We start from the raw sequence: 14,653 nt of genomic DNA on the forward strand, positions 1-14,653 counted from the left end.
GGGCGGGGGCGGCCGGGCCACCACCAGTTCGCGTGGCCGAGCAGGCTCATCAGGGCCGGGACGAGGACGAGGCGGACGATCGTGGCGTCGACGGCGACCGCCACGGCCAGGCCGAGGGCCATCATCTTGACCGTCGGGTCGGGCTGCGGGACGAAGCTGCCGAACACGAAGATCATGATGAGGGCGGCGGAGGTGATGAGGCGGGCGGTGGCGCCGATGCCGGTCACCACGCTCTCGTGCGGGTCGCCCGTCCGCTCGTACTCCTCCTTGATCCGCGATAGCAGGAAGACCTCGTAGTCCATGGACAGGCCGAAGATCAGGGCGAACATGAACAGCGGGACGAACGACATGATCGGGATGGCCTGGTCCACGCCGAGCAGCCGGACGCCCCAGCCCCACTGGAACACGGCCGTGACCACGCCGAACGAGGCGCCGATCGACAGCAGGTTCATCAGCGCGGCCTTCACCGGGACGATGATCGAGCGGAACGCGACGACCAGGAGCAGGAGCGCGACGCCGACGACGGCGGTCACGACGGTGGGCATCCGGTCCCCGACCGTGTCGGCGAGGTCGATGATGGCGGGGTTCTCGCCGCCGAGGTAGACCCGCGAGCCGGGGTGCGCGTCCCGGACGGCGGGGATCTCGGTGCCGCGCAGCCGGTGGACGAGGTCGGTGGTCGCCTGGACGTGCGGGGCGTCGCGCGGGACGACCTGGAGGATCGCGGTCGTGCCCGTCACCACCGGCTCGGCGACATAGGCGACGCCCGGGACCTCGGTGACGCGCTGCCGCAGCTCCTGCGCCATGCGGACGGCGCGCTTGTCGGGCTTCTTGGTGAGGTCGGGGGCGCCCTTGACGCGGGGCGCGCCCGGGTCCGCGGGCTTGGACGGGGCGGGCGCCGGGACGTGCGGGCCGGTGATGCCGGTCAGGCCCTGAGGGCCTTTGACGGTGGGCGCCTTCGGCTCGTCCTTCTTGCCGGCCTGGGCCTTGGACCTGATCCGCTGCTCGGGCCCCGGGACCTTCGCCACGATGACGAACGGGCTGTAGTGCCCGGCGCCGAACTCGCGGGCCACCACGTCGTACGCCTGCCGCGCCTCCATCGAGCGCGACGACGTGCTGTCGGACATCACGCCGAACCGCAGGCTGAGCGTCGGGACGGCGAGCACGAGCAGGATCAGGGTCGCGGCGACCGCGTACGGCCAGGCGTGCCGGTCCACGTGGCGGCCCCAGGTCGTCCAGCGCCGCGAGCCGCGGTCGGGGCGGACGCGGGGCAGCCGGTACCGGTCGATGCGGTCGCCCAGGGCGCCGAGGACGGCGGGCAGCAGGGTCAGCGCGGCCAGCACCATGATCGCGACGGTGAGGGCGGCGGCCAGCCCGATCCGTCCGATGAACTCGATCCCGGACAGGAACAGCCCGCAGATCGCGAAGACGACCGTCCCGCCGGCGAAGACGACCGCGTGGCCCGAGTGCGCCATCGCGCGGCCGACCGCCGTCTCCACATCGTCGCCCGCGGCGAGCTGCTGCCGGTAGCGGGTGACGACGAACAGCGCGTAGTCGATGCCCGCGCCGATGCCGAGCATCGCCGCGACCATCGGCGCGGTCGGGTGCACCTCGAACAGGGACGCCGAGAAGTGGATCAGCGAGTACGCGACGACCATGCCGCACAGCGACACCAGGATCGGGATGCCGGCCGCGAGGAACGAGCCGAAGGCGAGCAGCAGCACCAGCAGGGCGAGCATGATCCCGGCGCCCTCCTGCGGGCCGCCCTTCGGCTGGTTGAGGATCATCGCGGTGATGCCGCCGAACCGCACGTCGAGCCCGGCCATCCGCGCGGGCTCCACGGCGTCGTTCAGCTTGTCGAGGTCGCCGGGGCCGACGTCGCCCATCGTCCCGGTGAAGTTGAGCCGGACGACCACGGCCTCGTGGTTCTTCATCCCGCCCATGCCCTGGGCGTAGGGGTTCTCGGCGAACGCTACGCGGTCGAGCCCGGTGATGTTCTCGATCGACCGCCCGACCGCGAGGGCGACCCGCCAGTCCCCCGGGCGCACGTCGCGGGTGGAGTGGAACACGACGGTCGCGGTCGGCCCGGTCAGCGCCGGGAAGTCCTGCCGCAGGGTGTCGATCGCGCGCTGGGTCTCGGTGCCGGGCAGCGTGCTCTGCTGGACGAACATCCCCCCGTGGACGACGCCGAGGACCCCGGCGCCCAGCATGGCGACGAACCACACCTCGAAGACCGCGCGCCGCCTCCGCGCGCAGAAACGCCCCAGTGCGTCCAGGAATCGCGCCATGATCGCAGGAAATCATGCATATCTGCAGTTTTGCAATAGTGCAACTTTGCAATCGTGGTAACGTGCGTCACATGGACGAGCGGAACGGCCTGCGCGAGCGCAAGAAGCGCCGCACCCGGCACGCGCTCGCCACCGCCGCCCTCCGGCTGTTCGCCGAGCACGGCTACGAGGAGACGACGGTCGCCGACATCGCCGCCGCGGCCGACGTGTCCCCCCGCACGTTCTTCAGCTACTTCCCGAGCAAGGAGGACGTGGTCTTCGCCGAGGTGGACGACCGGCTCGCCGAGGTCGCCGAACGCCTGGCCGAGGTCGCGCCCGGCCGATCGCCCCTGGAGACGATCCGGATGTGCCTCGCGGACGTGCTGTGGGCGATCGTCAGCGAGCACGGCGAGTACGGGCCCGTCCAGATCGCCCTGATCCTGGAACGCCCCGGCCTTCAGGCGCGCGCGCTCCAGCGGCTGACCGACACCCAAGAGACGATCGAAGCCCTGCTACGGGAAGTGTGCCCCGACATCGGGGAGATCGACGCCGTGGCCGCCTCGGGCGTCGCGGTCGGCGGGATGCAGGCGGTGATCGTCCACTGCCGGCGGCACGGCTACGACCCGCTCTCGATGCGGACGGCCCTCGACCGCGCGGTGGACATCGTCGAACGCGGCCTCTCGTCCGTCGAGGCCCTCACCCGCCCGTGCTGACAAGGCCGCTACCAGGGGCCGTAGGGGCCTGAGGAGCCGCCGCGGCCGCCGTTGCGCTTCTTGTACGGGGCGACCGCCGGGCGGACGTCGGCGAGGTAGACGGCGGCCGCGATGAACGCGGCGACCGGCAGGATGCCGAGCAGCAGCCCGATCGGCCTGATCCCGTAGGCCGGCGCGGCCACGTGGGCGAGGCCGAGCACGGTGGCCACGATCAGGATGATCATCCAGAGCTTCTTGCTCTGCTTGCTCGCCGCCGCGAACGCGCCCTGGGGGACGGTCAGGGCGTCCACCAGGGCCCAGATCTCCATCACGAAGGCGATGAGCAGGAGAAGCCAGAAGAAGTAGTCCAGCACATTGAAGTCGGCCACCGGCGATCAGCGCTCCTGCCTGTCTCGGACGGCGACTCCACGTCGCGCACACGGGATCACTGTGCCAACCCTATTCGGCTTGTCCACCCGGGGCGGGGGAAGACACCGTCGTCCAGGAAGACGAGAGGGCCCGGCCAGGGGTTCCCCCGGCCGGGCCCGTCCGCCTCAGGCGTCGTTCTTCTTCGCGGTGCCCCGGGCCTTCGGCTGCGCGGCGCGGGTGCCGGGGGCCGGCTTGGCCTCGGTGATCTCGGCGACCTCGGCGGCCTCGCGGTGCACGACCTTCCTGCCGCGCTCGGCGAGCTCGTCGATGAACTCGACCGTCCGGGTGCCGACGTGGGTCACGTAGGCGACCGCGGCGCCGGGCAGGTCCTTGACCTCGACCCTTTCCTGCGCCCTGGTCACGTTCTCCCGGACCTCGCCGCGGTAGCGGTCCACCGTCTCGCGGACCTGCCCGCGGTAGCGGTCGACGGCCTCGGGGACCTCACGGAGCTTCTCCACCGCCAAGTCGCCGGCACCGGCCACCGTGTAGACGGCCTTGTTCTCGCGGAGGGTGCTGGCCAGCGTCATCCGACCTCTTCCTTTCCATTCTGCTCGTGCGTCTCGTGCTCGTGGTCGAGCACTCCGGTGGCTTCGTTCTCCTTGAGGAACGACGCGTAGATGTCGAGCAACACCTGCTTCTGCCGTTCGGTGAGGAGCAGGTCGGCCCGGACGGCGGCCTGCACGTCCGTATCGGCCTCGCGGTCCTCCAGGATCCCGGCCTGCACGTACAGCGCCTCGGCGGAGATCCGCAGCCCCTTGGCGATCTGCTGGAGGATCTCGGCGCTCGGCTTGCGCAGCCCGCGCTCTACCTGGCTCAGGTAGGGGTTGGAGATGCCCGACACGTCCGCGAGCTGGCGCAGCGAGATCTTCGCCCGCGTCCGCTGCTCCCGGATGTACTCCCCGATGGAGCCGACCTTGGAACCTGCCATGTCCCCACCTTGCGTCATGAGTGCTTGCTATTGCAAGCACATCAGCTAGCACCCCCCGGTGATACCCCTCACACCCGTCCGCGATGGCGGCGTGTGGGGGTCAGCTGACCTCTGAGGCGGGGACGGTCCAGGTGTTGCAGGCGGCCAGGCCGCGGCCCTTGAAGCCCTTGACCACCCAGCCCGCGTAGCTGCGGCCCGAGCCGTGGTCGCGCTGGTCGGGCGGCAGGCGCTCGTCGCCCCGTCCGCGGACGTCCAGGATCATCGCGACGTACTGCTCGCGGGTCATCGGGAGGGTGGAGCGTTCCGCGCCGAGGAAGGCGCCCGCGAAGCACTGCGCCTGGAGCTCGATGCGGCGGCTGGCCTGCGTCCGGGTCGCGACGTCGGCCTTCTCCATCTCCTGGTGCCCGTAGACGAGGATCCCCGCGCGGTCCTGGACGTGGTGCCCGTACTCGTGCGCGATGACGCGGGCGAACACCGCGAAGTGCGTCAGCGGCTCACCGCCGGACGTCTCCACGATGTGCCGCAGCCCCACGTACATCGTGTTATTGACCGGGCAGTAGAACGCCGACGCGCCCGGGCTCGGGTAGGTGCCGCACGGGCTGCGCCCGGGCTCCTGCCAGAAGACGCGCTTCGGCGGGTCGAACCGGACGTCGATCTTGCGGAACTGCCTGCTCCACGAGGCGTCCAGGCAGCCGCTCAGCGCGTCCATGAAGCGGCGCATCGACGCGGCGGTCGGGCCGATCGGGGGCAGCGAGCACCGCGCCGGGGTGAGCGGGCCCGAGGTGTAGAGCTTGTTGTCGGTGGCGGTCGCGCGGGTGGCCGTCCCGCCGTAGGCGGAGCCCGTCCGGGAGCCGATGCCGCCGTTGGCGCCGAACACCGAGAACCCCAGGATGGCGAGCACGCCGAGCGCCGCGAGCCCGCCGATGATGCCCGCGACCGTCCCGCCCGCGGTGCGCCGGGGCGGCCTGCGCGGCGGGGCGTACCGGTACTGCGGCGGTCCGTGGGCAGGCGCGCCGTACGGCGGTGCCGGGGCCGGCGGGGGGTGGTGACCTGCCATAGCGAAGAATCATCGCACGCGTTCCCGCTACGATTTGCGGCCATGTCTGCTCTTGCGGCGTTGTGTCGCTTGCGACCGGTGGCCCTGACGGTGTCGGCCGCCGCCCTCCTCCCCCTGTCCGCGACCGCCTCGGCGGCTGACCAGGGCGACGTCGCGGCGGAGCGTGTCCTCAAGGACGACGTCGTCCTCACCGCCGGCCCGGGTGGCCTGGCCAAGGTGAGGGAGACGATCGTCTACCAGTTCGCGGGGCGCCGGGGCTTCGAGCGGACGTTCCCGACCCGGACCCACGACACCGTCACCCGGGACCGCGTCTACAAGCTCGGCAACCTGCGCGCCACCAGCCCGGACGGCGGCCCGACGAAGGTCTCCGCCACGAGCGGGGACACCCAGACCACCGTCAAGGTGACGGGCGGCCAGAACCTGACCGGGCGGCGCACGATCGTCCTGGAGTACGACCTGCGCGGCGCGATCGACACGGTGGGCTCCGTCGAGGAGCTGCGCTGGCCGGTGGTCGGCGGCTGGAAGGTCCCGGTGGACGAGGCGCGCGCGTCCGTCGGCGGCGGCCCGATCCGCAACGTCAACTGCTTCGCCGGTCCGCTGAGAAGCACCATCGGCTGCACGCAGTACTACACCAACCATACGCACACGCGGGGCGTCTACAGCCAGCAGCAGATGCTGGCCGGCGAGTACATGACCGTCGTCGCGGGCTTCCCGGCCGGGACGACCGGTGGCCGCCCCCTCTACGAGCGGCGCCACAACGCCGCGACCGCGTTCTCCGTCAACGCCGTCACGGCAAGCGCGCTCCTCGGCCTGCTGGTGCTGCTGGGCGGCGGCCTCGGCGGTCTCTACCTGCTGCGCGGACGGGACGCCCGGGTCGTCGGCAAGAAGGCGGCCGAGGGCGACCATGCCCCGGTGTCCGGCAGCGAGTTCGAGCCGCCGGACGGTGTCCGCCCCGGCCAGATCGGCACGCTCATCGACGAGCAGGCCGACGTCATCGACGTCACCGCCACGATCGTCGACCTCGCCGTGCGCGGCTACCTGCTGATCGAGGAGGAGGACCGGGCCGTCACCGGACGCCTCGACTGGACGCTCCGCCGCCTCGACCGCCCCATGGTCGATTTGCTCCCCTACGAGCGGATCCTGCTCGACGCCCTGCTCACCGGGCCGGGCGGCACCGGCCTCGCCGCGGTCAAGCTGTCCGAGCTCGGCGGGACGTTCGCCACCCGGCTCGCCCAGGTCCGCTCCGCGATGTACGACGACGTGGTCCAGCAGGGCTGGTTCGCCCGCCGCCCGGACACCGTCCGGTCCCGCTGGACGGTCGCCGGGCTCGCCCTGACCGTCCTCGGCATCGCCGGGACCGTCGCGCTCGCGATCACCACCGAATGGGCGCTCGCCGGGCTCGCCGTGATCATCGCGGGCGCCGCCCTCGCCTACGGCGGCCAGTACATGCCCGCCAAGACCGCGCGCGGCGCGACCGTCCTCGCCCACACCATCGGGTTCCGCGCCTTCCTGGAGCGCGGCGCCCTCCCGGACGGGGAGCCGATGGCCTCCGTCCAGCGCATCGCCCTGTTCTCGCGCTTCCTGCCGTACGCGGTCGTGTTCAACCTCGTCGCCCAGTGGGCCGAGACCGTCAAGGACGCGGGCGAACGGGCCGAGGGCGCCGACAACCTCTACTGGTACGAGGGCCCCGCCGAGTGGGACCTGTCCAAGTTCGCCGAGTCGATGCGGGTGTTCACGCTGACCACCTCGGGTTCCATCTCCCAGTCGCGAGGGCTGTGACCGGCCTCTCCGCACAGGTCGTGGTTGAACCCCTGACCTCGGGTAAGGGCGGTGGCGAGGAGGTGTCACCGCATGCTCGCCGACAAAGGCATGGTGGGCGATCCGTACCTGTGGATCATCGGGCCGATCGTCGTGGCCCTCGCCCTCGCCATCTGGCTCACGATGACGCTGCGGGCCTCGCGCAGGCGCACCCGTCCCCGGGACCGTGACGACGGGTCGCCCCACCGGGGCCCCGTCCAGGGCGGGGTCGTCCAGGGCAGCCCGTCCCAGCGCAACCGCCGCGACCCCCGCTGACCTCGGCGCACGACGGGCCGCCTGAATGATGGACGGGACCACAAGTAAGATGTCTGACGTCTTACTTGGAGGTCATGGTGGCACTCAGTCCGGTTCCCGGCGGATCGACCGTCGATGCCGTGCTCGATCAGCTTCAGGCGCAGGTCAGCGGCGGTTCCTGGCCGGTGGGCGAGCGCATTCCCGCCGAGCTCGACCTGGCGGCGCAGCTCGGCGTGAGCCGTCCGGCGGTCCGGGAGGCGATCCGGGCGCTCTCGCACGTCGGCGTGCTGGAGGTGCGGCGCGGGGACGGGACGTACGTGCGCAGCAGCGGCGACCCGCGCCCGCTGCTGCGGCGGGTGACGCGCGCGACCGCCCGGGACGTGTTCGAGGTCCAGCTCGCCTACGACGTGCAGGCGGCGCGCCTCGCCGCCCGGCGCCGCACCGGCGCCGACCTGGCGCGACTGGAGGAACTGCTGCGCGCCCGCGACGAGGCGACCGAGGCGGACGAGTTCGGCGCCGCCGACGCGCGCTTCCACCTGGGCGTCGCCGAGGCCACGCGCAACCCCGTCCTGATCGAGGCGATGCGCTTCTTCATCCACCGCCTGCACGAGTCGATGCGGACGATCAGGCTCGACCACGAGGTCCCCGAGGCCGGTCCGGCCGCGCATCGCGCGGTGCTGGACGCCATCGCGGCGGGCGATCCCGACGGCGCCGCCCGCGCGGCCGCCGCGGTCGTCCAGCCGACCCTGGCCATCCTGGAGGGTCTCGTCGGAGAGGCGCCCACCGACACCGGGCTTGAGCCCGGCGCGTCCCCGGCGGGCGGGGGTGCGGCTTGATGGGGCGGCGCGCCGAGGCGGGCGCGGAGGACGCGCCCCGCGCGACCGGACGGGCGGCGCTGGTCGGCGGGCTGGTGCTGATCGTCATCGTCGCCGTCAACCTGCGGCCGGCGATCGCGGCGGTCGGGCCGGTGCTGACGGAGATCCGCGAGGGCTTCCAGCTGTCCGGGACGGCGGCGGGGGCGCTCACTACGCTGCCGCTGGTGTTCTTCGGCGCGTACGGGCTGCTCGCGCCCTTGCTGAAACGCGCGCCGCGCAGCGAGACGCTGCTGGTGACCGCGATGGGGCTGCTGGTCGTGGGGCTGGTGCTGCGGCTGCTGGACGCGCCGTTCTTCCTGTTCGCGGGCTCGCTGGTCGCGGGGATCGCGATCAGCGTCGGCAACATCGCGATGCCCACGATCATCAAGCGGGACCATCCGAACTCGATCACGACGGTGACCGCCGTCTACACGGTGGCGGTGACCGTCGGCGCGTCGGCGTCGTCCGGGCTCGCCGTTCCCGTCGAGGACGCGTTCGACGCGTCGTGGCGGCTGCCGCTCGGGCTGCTGGCGGTGCCCGCGGCGGTCGCGGGGGCGATCTGGCTGCCGAAGGCGCTGCGGGCCGCGCGGGCGGCGCGCGGGGTCCCGGCCGCCGCCGGGTCGCGCGAGGTCGCCGCGCAGGTGTGGCGGGCCGGTCTGGCCTGGCAGGTCACCGTGTTCATGGGCCTGCAGTCGCTGCTGGCGTACGTGACGCTCGGCTGGCTCCCGACGATCTGCCAGGACCGCGGGATGGCCGAGGCGCCCGCCGGGTACGTGCTGGCCCTGGCGTCGGCCGTCCAGGCGGTGGGGTCGCTGGCCGTCCCGCTGCTCGGACGGCGGATGCGCGACCAGCGTCCGCTCGTGGTCGCCACGGCCGCGCTGACCCTGGTGGGCTTCGCCGGGGTCACCTGGGCGCCGATCGGCTCGGTCTGGGGCTGGACGGTCGTGCTGGGCCTCGGCCAGGGCCTCGGGTTCGCCACCGCGCTGTCGTTCATCGGGCTCCGCGCCCACGACGCCCCGGTCGCCGCGCAGCTGTCGGGGATGGCGCAGGGCGTCGGCTACGTCATCGCGGCGCTCGGACCTCTGGGGATCGGTGCGCTGCATGACGCCACCGGTGGTTGGACCGTTCCGATGATCGGGGTGCTGGCCATCGCCGGGATCATGACCGTCCCCGGCCTGGCCGCCGGACGGAACCGGCTGATCGGCTCGCCCTCGCCCGCCGAGGAGGCCGGCGAAGCGCCCGTCCTGAGGTGAGCGCGCCACGCCTCGGGCAAACCCTTTCCGGCTTGCCGCAAAATTTCGGGAGAAGGGGACATAACCGGCCGATTCTGGGCACAGAACCCTGGGCAAGACGTCAGCGCGCCAACGCGGAGGTGGAACGGATGCTCGCGGCAGTCCTGGCCAACACGGCCCCCCGTGGAGCCATGATCGGGCTCTGGCTGCTCCCGATCGCGGCGGTCATCGCGCTGGTGGCGCGGCTCCCCATGCTCACGCAGGCGTCGTCCAGGAAGCTGCATCCCCAGCGCAGGAACGACCAGCACAACCACCGAGGCGCCGAGCAGGGCGGCTTCTACGAGTACACGCCTGGCATGTACTCGCACAGCTACCCGCCGGGCGAGGTCAAGTACAACGACGACGTCGACCAGTAGCCGGCCTGTCGACCGGTAGGCGCCCTCAGGACGCGAACACCCCCGGGGCCGGACGGATGGCGCCGACCACGTCCTCGCCGCCGCGCAGGTCCACCACCGACAGCTCCTCCAGGGACGCGGTGTCGGCGCCCGGGGTCTCGGCGAGGCCGAGGGCGCGCAGCAGGGCGACGGTCACCGGTGTCCGCGCCCGCATCGCCCCGTCGTCGATCTTGACGGCACCGGCGCGGCCGTCGGCGAACGCGAACGCGTCCACGCCCTCGGCGCCGCACTTGACCAGCAGGCCGGGGACGGCGTCCATCAGCCGCCGCTCCTCGCGCCGCGTCCCGGACGTCCAGTGCGGGTGGGCGCGCATGGCGTCGGCGACGCGGCGTTCGGGAGTGCCCGGCTCGGCCAGGACGAGGGCGCGGAACGCGCGCGCGACCCCGCCCGTGGACACCGCGAACAGCGGTGCGCCGCAGCCGTCGACGCCGACCGCGGCGGGCCGCTCGCCCGCGAGGTCCTCCACGGCCTTGCGGACGCCGAGCTGCAGCGGATGGTGCGCGTCCAGATAGGTGGCGGTGGGCCAGCCGGACGCGACGCACGTGGCGAGCATGGCGGCGTGCTTGCCGGAGCAGTTCATGCGCAGCCGGGACCGCCCGCCGCCGGTCCGCACGACCTCAAGGTCCAGCGGCCACTGCTCCGGGCAGCGCAGGTCGGCGGCGCCGAGCCCGGCCCCGGCCAGGATCTTCTCCGCGCCCTCGACATGGAAGTCCTCGCCGGAGTGGCTGCCCGCGGCGAGCGCGAGCAGCTCCCCGTCCAGGTCGAGGCCCGCGCGGAGCATGGCGACGGCCTGCATCGGCTTGTTGGCCGAGCGGGGGAAGATCGGTTCCTCGGGCGTCCCCGCCCGGACGGCCACCGAACCGTCGGCCGCGAGCCCCACCGCGGCCCCGCGATGGCGGGACTCCACGAAGCCGGAGCGCTCGACCTCCACCAGGACGGGATTGATCTCCATCATGCTCCTGTCCTTCCCCAGTGATCCACGCACACGCCCGTCCGGGCGCCCCGCACCCGCGGGACGCTCCGGGACGGGCCGGTCTCAGCGGGCCTTGACCCCCAGCAGGGCGCGGGCGTCGGCCGCCGCCATCGGCGGACGCTGGGCGAGGGCGGCGGCCGCGGCGGCCCGCTCGACCAGCTCGGCGTTCGCGGCGACGGGACGTCCCTTGGCGAAGGTGACGGTGTCCTCCATGCCGACCCGCAGGTGCCCGCCGGCCGACAGCGCGGCGAACAGCACGGGCAGCGTCGTCCGGCCGACGCCGGTGGCCGACCAGGTCGCCCCGTCCGGGAGCGCCTCGACGGCGGCGACGAGCGTCCTGGCGTCCCCCGGCATACCGCCCGGCACGCCCATGACGAGGTCGCAGTGGACGTGGCCGCCGTACGGGAGGCCGTGCTTGTCCAGGAGGCGGTGCAGCGCCGCGACCTGCCCGAGGTCGAACAGCTCGAACTCCGGGACGATCTCCAGCTCCCGCGTCCGCTGGTACAGCTCCACCATGAACGGCCACGGGTTCATGAACACGTCGGCGCCGAAGTTGACCGTCCCGCAGGTGAGCGAGCACATGTCGGGCTCGGCCTCCAGGACGCGCAGCCGGTCCTCGTACGGGTCGGTGACCGCTCCCCCCGTGGACAGCTGGACGATCAGCCCCGTGCCGTCCCGCAGCGCCCGGACCGTCTCCCGCAGCCGGCCCAGGTCGAGCGTCGGCCGCGCGTCGTCGTCGCGTATGTGCACGTGGACGACGGCCGCGCCGGCCGCCTCGCACTCTTTGGCCGTCTGGACCAGTTCATCGAGGGTGACGGGCAGGGCCGGGACATCCGCCTTGGCGGACTCCGCGCCGGTGGGCGCCACCGTGATGAGCGTCGTTGCTCCCATACGCGGCAGAATGCATGGTCATGCGTGCCGTAGTCCAGAGGGTGAGCCAGGCGAGCGTGTCCGTCGGGGGCCGCGTTGTGGGAGAGATCGAGGGACCGGGCCTCATGGTCCTGGTCGGCGTGACCCACGACGACGACGTGGGAAAGGCCCGCAGGATGGCCGCCAAGCTCTGGGGGCTGCGGATCCTCCAGGACGAGAAGTCCTGCTCCGACCTGGACGCGCCGCTGCTCGTGGTGAGCCAGTTCACCCTGTACGGGGACGCGCGGAAGGGCCGCCGTCCCACCTGGACCGCCGCCGCCCCGGGCCCGGTCGCCGAGCCGCTGGTGGAGGCGGTCGTGCACGAGCTCCGGGCGCTCGGCGCCAAGGTCGAGACGGGCGTCTTCGGGGCCGACATGACGGTCGCGCTCGTCAACGACGGCCCGATCACCCTCGTGGTGGACATGTGAGTCGTGGACCTGTGAGTCGTGGACATGTGAACCGAGTCGTGGACATGTGATCAGCCGAACCCGTACACCATCCCCGCCACGGTGACGATCGTCCCGGCGGCGGCCAGCAGGACGAGGGCGCGGTCGGCCGGGGCGAGGCGTCCCCGCACGGGCGGCGAATAGACCACCACGCCCGTGTCCCGGTGGGCGTCGCCCTTGGCCCGGAACGGGTTGCGCAGGCCGGCGAGCCGCCACAGCGCGTCGTTCTTCACCCGCTGATGGCCCGGCCCGCACGCGAACAGCCGCCCCCTGGCACGTTCCGGGCACGAGTGGCCCTCCCGCGTCGCGATCCGGCACAGCGTCGGGACGAGCAGGAACTGGTACAGGCACCACACCAGCAGCCCGAGCAGCGCCACCCGCCACGAGTGCAGCATCCACGCGGCCACGGCGAAGGCCGCGAACACCGCCCACCACACCAGTGCCGACTCCCGGCGCCGCCGGCGCCGGGTGCCCCGTCTGGCTGCGGGCGGTTCGGCCTTCCCCAGGTTCGCGACCATCGTAGGAATCCACCTTCCCCGGACGGCGACCGGGCAGAAATCGTCTATATCAGACAATATCGCCCTCAACTGCCCTCCAGGCCGCGCATTTACCCCCGGTTCACCGGACGCCGCCGAAGATCGATCTGCGCGTTCGCGCCCGTGTCCGGCGACACCACGACCTCCTGCGCGGCGGCGATCCCGCCCGCCAGCAGCTCCGCGTCCACCGGGACGTTCCGCTTCACCAGCGCCAGCGCGATCGGCCCGAGCTCATGGTGGCGCGCGGACGATCCGACGGTCCCGACCGCCCGTCCGCCGGGGATCTCGACGGGATCCCCTTGCGCGGGCAGCCGGTCGACGCTCCCGTCCAGGTGCAGGAACACCAGCCGGCGCGGCGGCCGTCCCAGATTGTGGACGCGGGCGACCGTCTCCTGCCCCCGGTAGCAGCCCTTGCTCAGGTGCACCGCCGTCTCGATCAGGCCCACCTCGTGCGGGATCGTCCGGTGGTCGGTGTCGATCCCGAACCGCGGCCGGTACGCGGCGATCCTCAGCGCCTCGTACGCCCAGAGCCCCGCGGGCCTCAGCCCGTCCGGGAACCCCTCCGAGCGCGGGACGATCCGCGTCTCGGTACCGGACGCGTCCGGCCACGCCAGGCCCCCGCCTCCGGCGCCTCCGCCTCCGGGCGGCCCCGTGATCAACGCGAACTCCCCGGACGCGTCCGCGACCTCGACCCGGAGCATGAACCGCATCCGGTCGAGGAACCCCACCAGGCCCGGCGCCGTCCCCGGCTCCACATGCGCCCAGACGGCCTCGCCGTCGTCCACCAGGAAGAGGTCGTGCTCGATGTGCCCGTTCGGGCTCAGCAGCAGCGCCTCGGTCGGCTCGAACGGCCGCAGCCCGTCCAGCCGCTGGCTCAGCAGGCTGTGCAGCCAGCTCAGCCGGTCGGGCCCGGAGACCCTGACCACGCCCCGGTTGCTCCGGTCGACGAACGCCGTCCCGCCCTCAAGGGCCCGTTGCTCCTGCGACGGCTCCCCGTAGTGCGCGGCGACCTCCTGATCGGGCGCATCGGCGGCGACGGCTCCGGGCGACTGCAACAGCGGGCTGCTCATGAAGCCAGACTATGTGGCGCGGCAGTCCTTGCATCGCCCGTACACCGTGAGGTGGTGCACGTCCGTCTCGAAGCCGAAGTCGCGCTCCAGCACCCCGGACAGCCCGGCCGCCGCCCGCGGATCGACGTCCTCGACCGTGTGGCAGCCCCGGCACACCAGGTGGATGTGCTCGGCGTCCGCCGCAAGATGGTAGTTGGGCGGCCCGTGCCCGAGGTGGGCGTGCTTGACGAGCCCCAGCTCCTCCAGCAGTTCCAGCGTCCGGTACACCGTGGAGATGTTGACGCCGCGGGCCGTGCGCTGCACCTCGGTGCAGATCTCCTCAGGGGTCCCGTGCTCCAGGTTGGTGACCGCCTCAAGGACGAGCTGACGCTGGGGCGTGACCCGGTACCCCTTCGCCCGCAACTCCTCCTGCCACGACTCGACCATGCCCCGAGTCTATGTGCCGGAGGTCACGAACGGAGATCCCCGAAAACCCGCTTGCCCGTCCTCGCGGGGCTCGCATAACGTGCGGGGTACGCGCGAAAGGAGGTGGTCCAAGAGATGGTTGATCTTAGGACTCGCGAGGTGGCTGTCCGCTAGTCGCCGTACCGCCTCGGCGCCGCCGCTCCGGCGGCGGCAACCGGTCGTAACGGTGACCGGCGAGAACCAGGCAGTTACCCGGTCCCCGGAGCCGATGGACCCGTCCTGTCCATCCCCCGCCCAACGCGGGAAGGCCCGGGGACCGCACATGCCCGGCCACTTTTCCCGCCCGGCCCC

17 protein-coding genes are annotated in these 14,653 nt (G+C 72.6%); 7 read left to right on the forward strand and 10 right to left on the reverse strand.

The features are described 5' to 3' along the window. Window positions 1-2,285, reverse strand: a 2,285-nt coding sequence (locus E1298_RS32540; RefSeq protein WP_131900117.1) for an MMPL family transporter, incomplete at its 3' end; no start/stop codon positions are given. Window positions 2,286-2,356: 71 nt separating this feature from the next. On the opposite strand from E1298_RS32540, the gene E1298_RS32545 reads away from it, so the two are divergent. Continuing rightward, complete coding sequence (locus E1298_RS32545) at window positions 2,357-2,977, forward strand: TetR/AcrR family transcriptional regulator (RefSeq protein ID WP_131900119.1); 621 nt, start codon at window positions 2,357-2,359, stop codon at window positions 2,975-2,977. 8 nt (window positions 2,978-2,985) lie between these two features. Here the strand turns inward: E1298_RS32545 and E1298_RS32550 are convergent, their stop codons facing one another. The 4 genes from E1298_RS32550 to E1298_RS32565 all read right to left on the reverse strand — a co-directional run bounded on the left by E1298_RS32550 (window position 2,986) and on the right by E1298_RS32565 (window position 5,370). Next, window positions 2,986-3,345: a DUF2516 family protein gene (locus E1298_RS32550; RefSeq protein WP_279499329.1), complete on the reverse strand. Its 360-nt coding sequence runs from the start codon at window positions 3,343-3,345 to the stop codon at window positions 2,986-2,988. 165 nt (window positions 3,346-3,510) lie between these two features. Continuing rightward, on the reverse strand, window positions 3,511-3,912 hold the full coding sequence (locus tag E1298_RS32555) for a hypothetical protein (RefSeq protein WP_243725947.1): 402 nt from the start codon (window positions 3,910-3,912) through the stop codon (window positions 3,511-3,513). Further along, a complete protein-coding gene (locus tag E1298_RS32560) occupies window positions 3,909-4,313 on the reverse strand; it encodes a helix-turn-helix domain-containing protein (RefSeq protein ID WP_131900121.1) in 405 nt (134 codons plus the stop codon). The genes E1298_RS32555 and E1298_RS32560 overlap by 4 nt, the downstream gene beginning before the upstream one ends. Before the next feature lie 100 nt (window positions 4,314-4,413). Further along, a complete protein-coding gene (locus E1298_RS32565; protein ID WP_131900123.1) occupies window positions 4,414-5,370 on the reverse strand; it encodes a neutral zinc metallopeptidase in 957 nt (318 codons plus the stop codon). 78 nt (window positions 5,371-5,448) lie between these two features. Between E1298_RS32565 and E1298_RS32570 the strand changes: the two genes are divergently transcribed. From E1298_RS32570 to E1298_RS32590, 5 genes are all read left to right on the forward strand, one after another. Continuing rightward, on the forward strand, window positions 5,449-7,149 hold the full coding sequence (locus E1298_RS32570) for a DUF2207 domain-containing protein (RefSeq protein WP_243725948.1): 1,701 nt from the start codon (window positions 5,449-5,451) through the stop codon (window positions 7,147-7,149). Between the two features lie 72 nt (window positions 7,150-7,221). Beyond that, window positions 7,222-7,443 carry a hypothetical protein gene (locus E1298_RS32575; RefSeq protein WP_131900127.1) on the forward strand — a complete coding sequence of 74 codons (222 nt, stop codon included), beginning with the start codon at window positions 7,222-7,224 and terminating at the stop codon, window positions 7,441-7,443. A gap of 119 nt (window positions 7,444-7,562) precedes the next feature. Continuing rightward, on the forward strand, window positions 7,563-8,258 hold the full coding sequence (locus tag E1298_RS32580; protein WP_207944969.1) for a FadR/GntR family transcriptional regulator: 696 nt from the start codon (window positions 7,563-7,565) through the stop codon (window positions 8,256-8,258). Beyond that, window positions 8,258-9,529: a CynX/NimT family MFS transporter gene (locus E1298_RS32585; protein WP_131900131.1), complete on the forward strand. Its 1,272-nt coding sequence runs from the start codon at window positions 8,258-8,260 to the stop codon at window positions 9,527-9,529. The genes E1298_RS32580 and E1298_RS32585 overlap by 1 nt, the downstream gene beginning before the upstream one ends. Window positions 9,530-9,657: 128 nt before the next feature. Continuing rightward, complete coding sequence (locus E1298_RS32590; RefSeq protein WP_131900133.1) at window positions 9,658-9,924, forward strand: hypothetical protein; 267 nt, start codon at window positions 9,658-9,660, stop codon at window positions 9,922-9,924. A 25-nt stretch (window positions 9,925-9,949) separates the two neighbouring features. Here E1298_RS32590 and E1298_RS32595 read toward each other — a convergent pair whose 3' ends face one another. Together E1298_RS32595 and E1298_RS32600 are read right to left on the reverse strand one after the other, a co-directional pair. Continuing rightward, window positions 9,950-10,915, reverse strand: a complete 966-nt coding sequence (locus tag E1298_RS32595; RefSeq protein ID WP_131900147.1) for an asparaginase — start codon at window positions 10,913-10,915, stop codon at window positions 9,950-9,952. Between the two features lie 84 nt (window positions 10,916-10,999). Continuing rightward, window positions 11,000-11,827: a beta-keto acid cleavage family enzyme gene (locus E1298_RS32600; RefSeq protein WP_131900135.1), complete on the reverse strand. Its 828-nt coding sequence runs from the start codon at window positions 11,825-11,827 to the stop codon at window positions 11,000-11,002. A gap of 20 nt (window positions 11,828-11,847) precedes the next feature. Here E1298_RS32600 and dtd point away from each other — a divergent pair, with 20 nt between their 5' ends. Next, the gene (gene dtd, locus E1298_RS32605) at window positions 11,848-12,273 is read left to right on the forward strand and encodes a D-aminoacyl-tRNA deacylase (RefSeq protein ID WP_131900137.1); all 426 of its coding nucleotides are present in this window, start codon (window positions 11,848-11,850) and stop codon (window positions 12,271-12,273) included. Window positions 12,274-12,323: 50 nt separating this feature from the next. On the opposite strand, the gene E1298_RS32610 is transcribed toward dtd, so the two are convergent. The 3 genes from E1298_RS32610 to E1298_RS32620 form a co-directional block, all read right to left on the reverse strand. After that, window positions 12,324-12,809: a hypothetical protein gene (locus E1298_RS32610; RefSeq protein WP_131900139.1), complete on the reverse strand. Its 486-nt coding sequence runs from the start codon at window positions 12,807-12,809 to the stop codon at window positions 12,324-12,326. Window positions 12,810-12,898: 89 nt separating this feature from the next. Beyond that, window positions 12,899-13,897, reverse strand: coding sequence for a CAF17-like 4Fe-4S cluster assembly/insertion protein YgfZ (gene ygfZ / locus E1298_RS32615; protein WP_131900141.1), 999 nt, complete (start codon window positions 13,895-13,897; stop codon window positions 12,899-12,901). Between the two features lie 9 nt (window positions 13,898-13,906). Further along, entirely contained in the window at window positions 13,907-14,323 is a 417-nt protein-coding gene (locus E1298_RS32620) for a Fur family transcriptional regulator (RefSeq protein WP_131900143.1), read from the reverse strand. Window positions 14,324-14,653: the final 330 nt, after the last annotated feature.

The organism is Actinomadura rubrisoli, from assembly GCF_004349215.1.
Classification (GTDB): domain Bacteria; phylum Actinomycetota; class Actinomycetes; order Streptosporangiales; family Streptosporangiaceae; genus Spirillospora; species Spirillospora rubrisoli.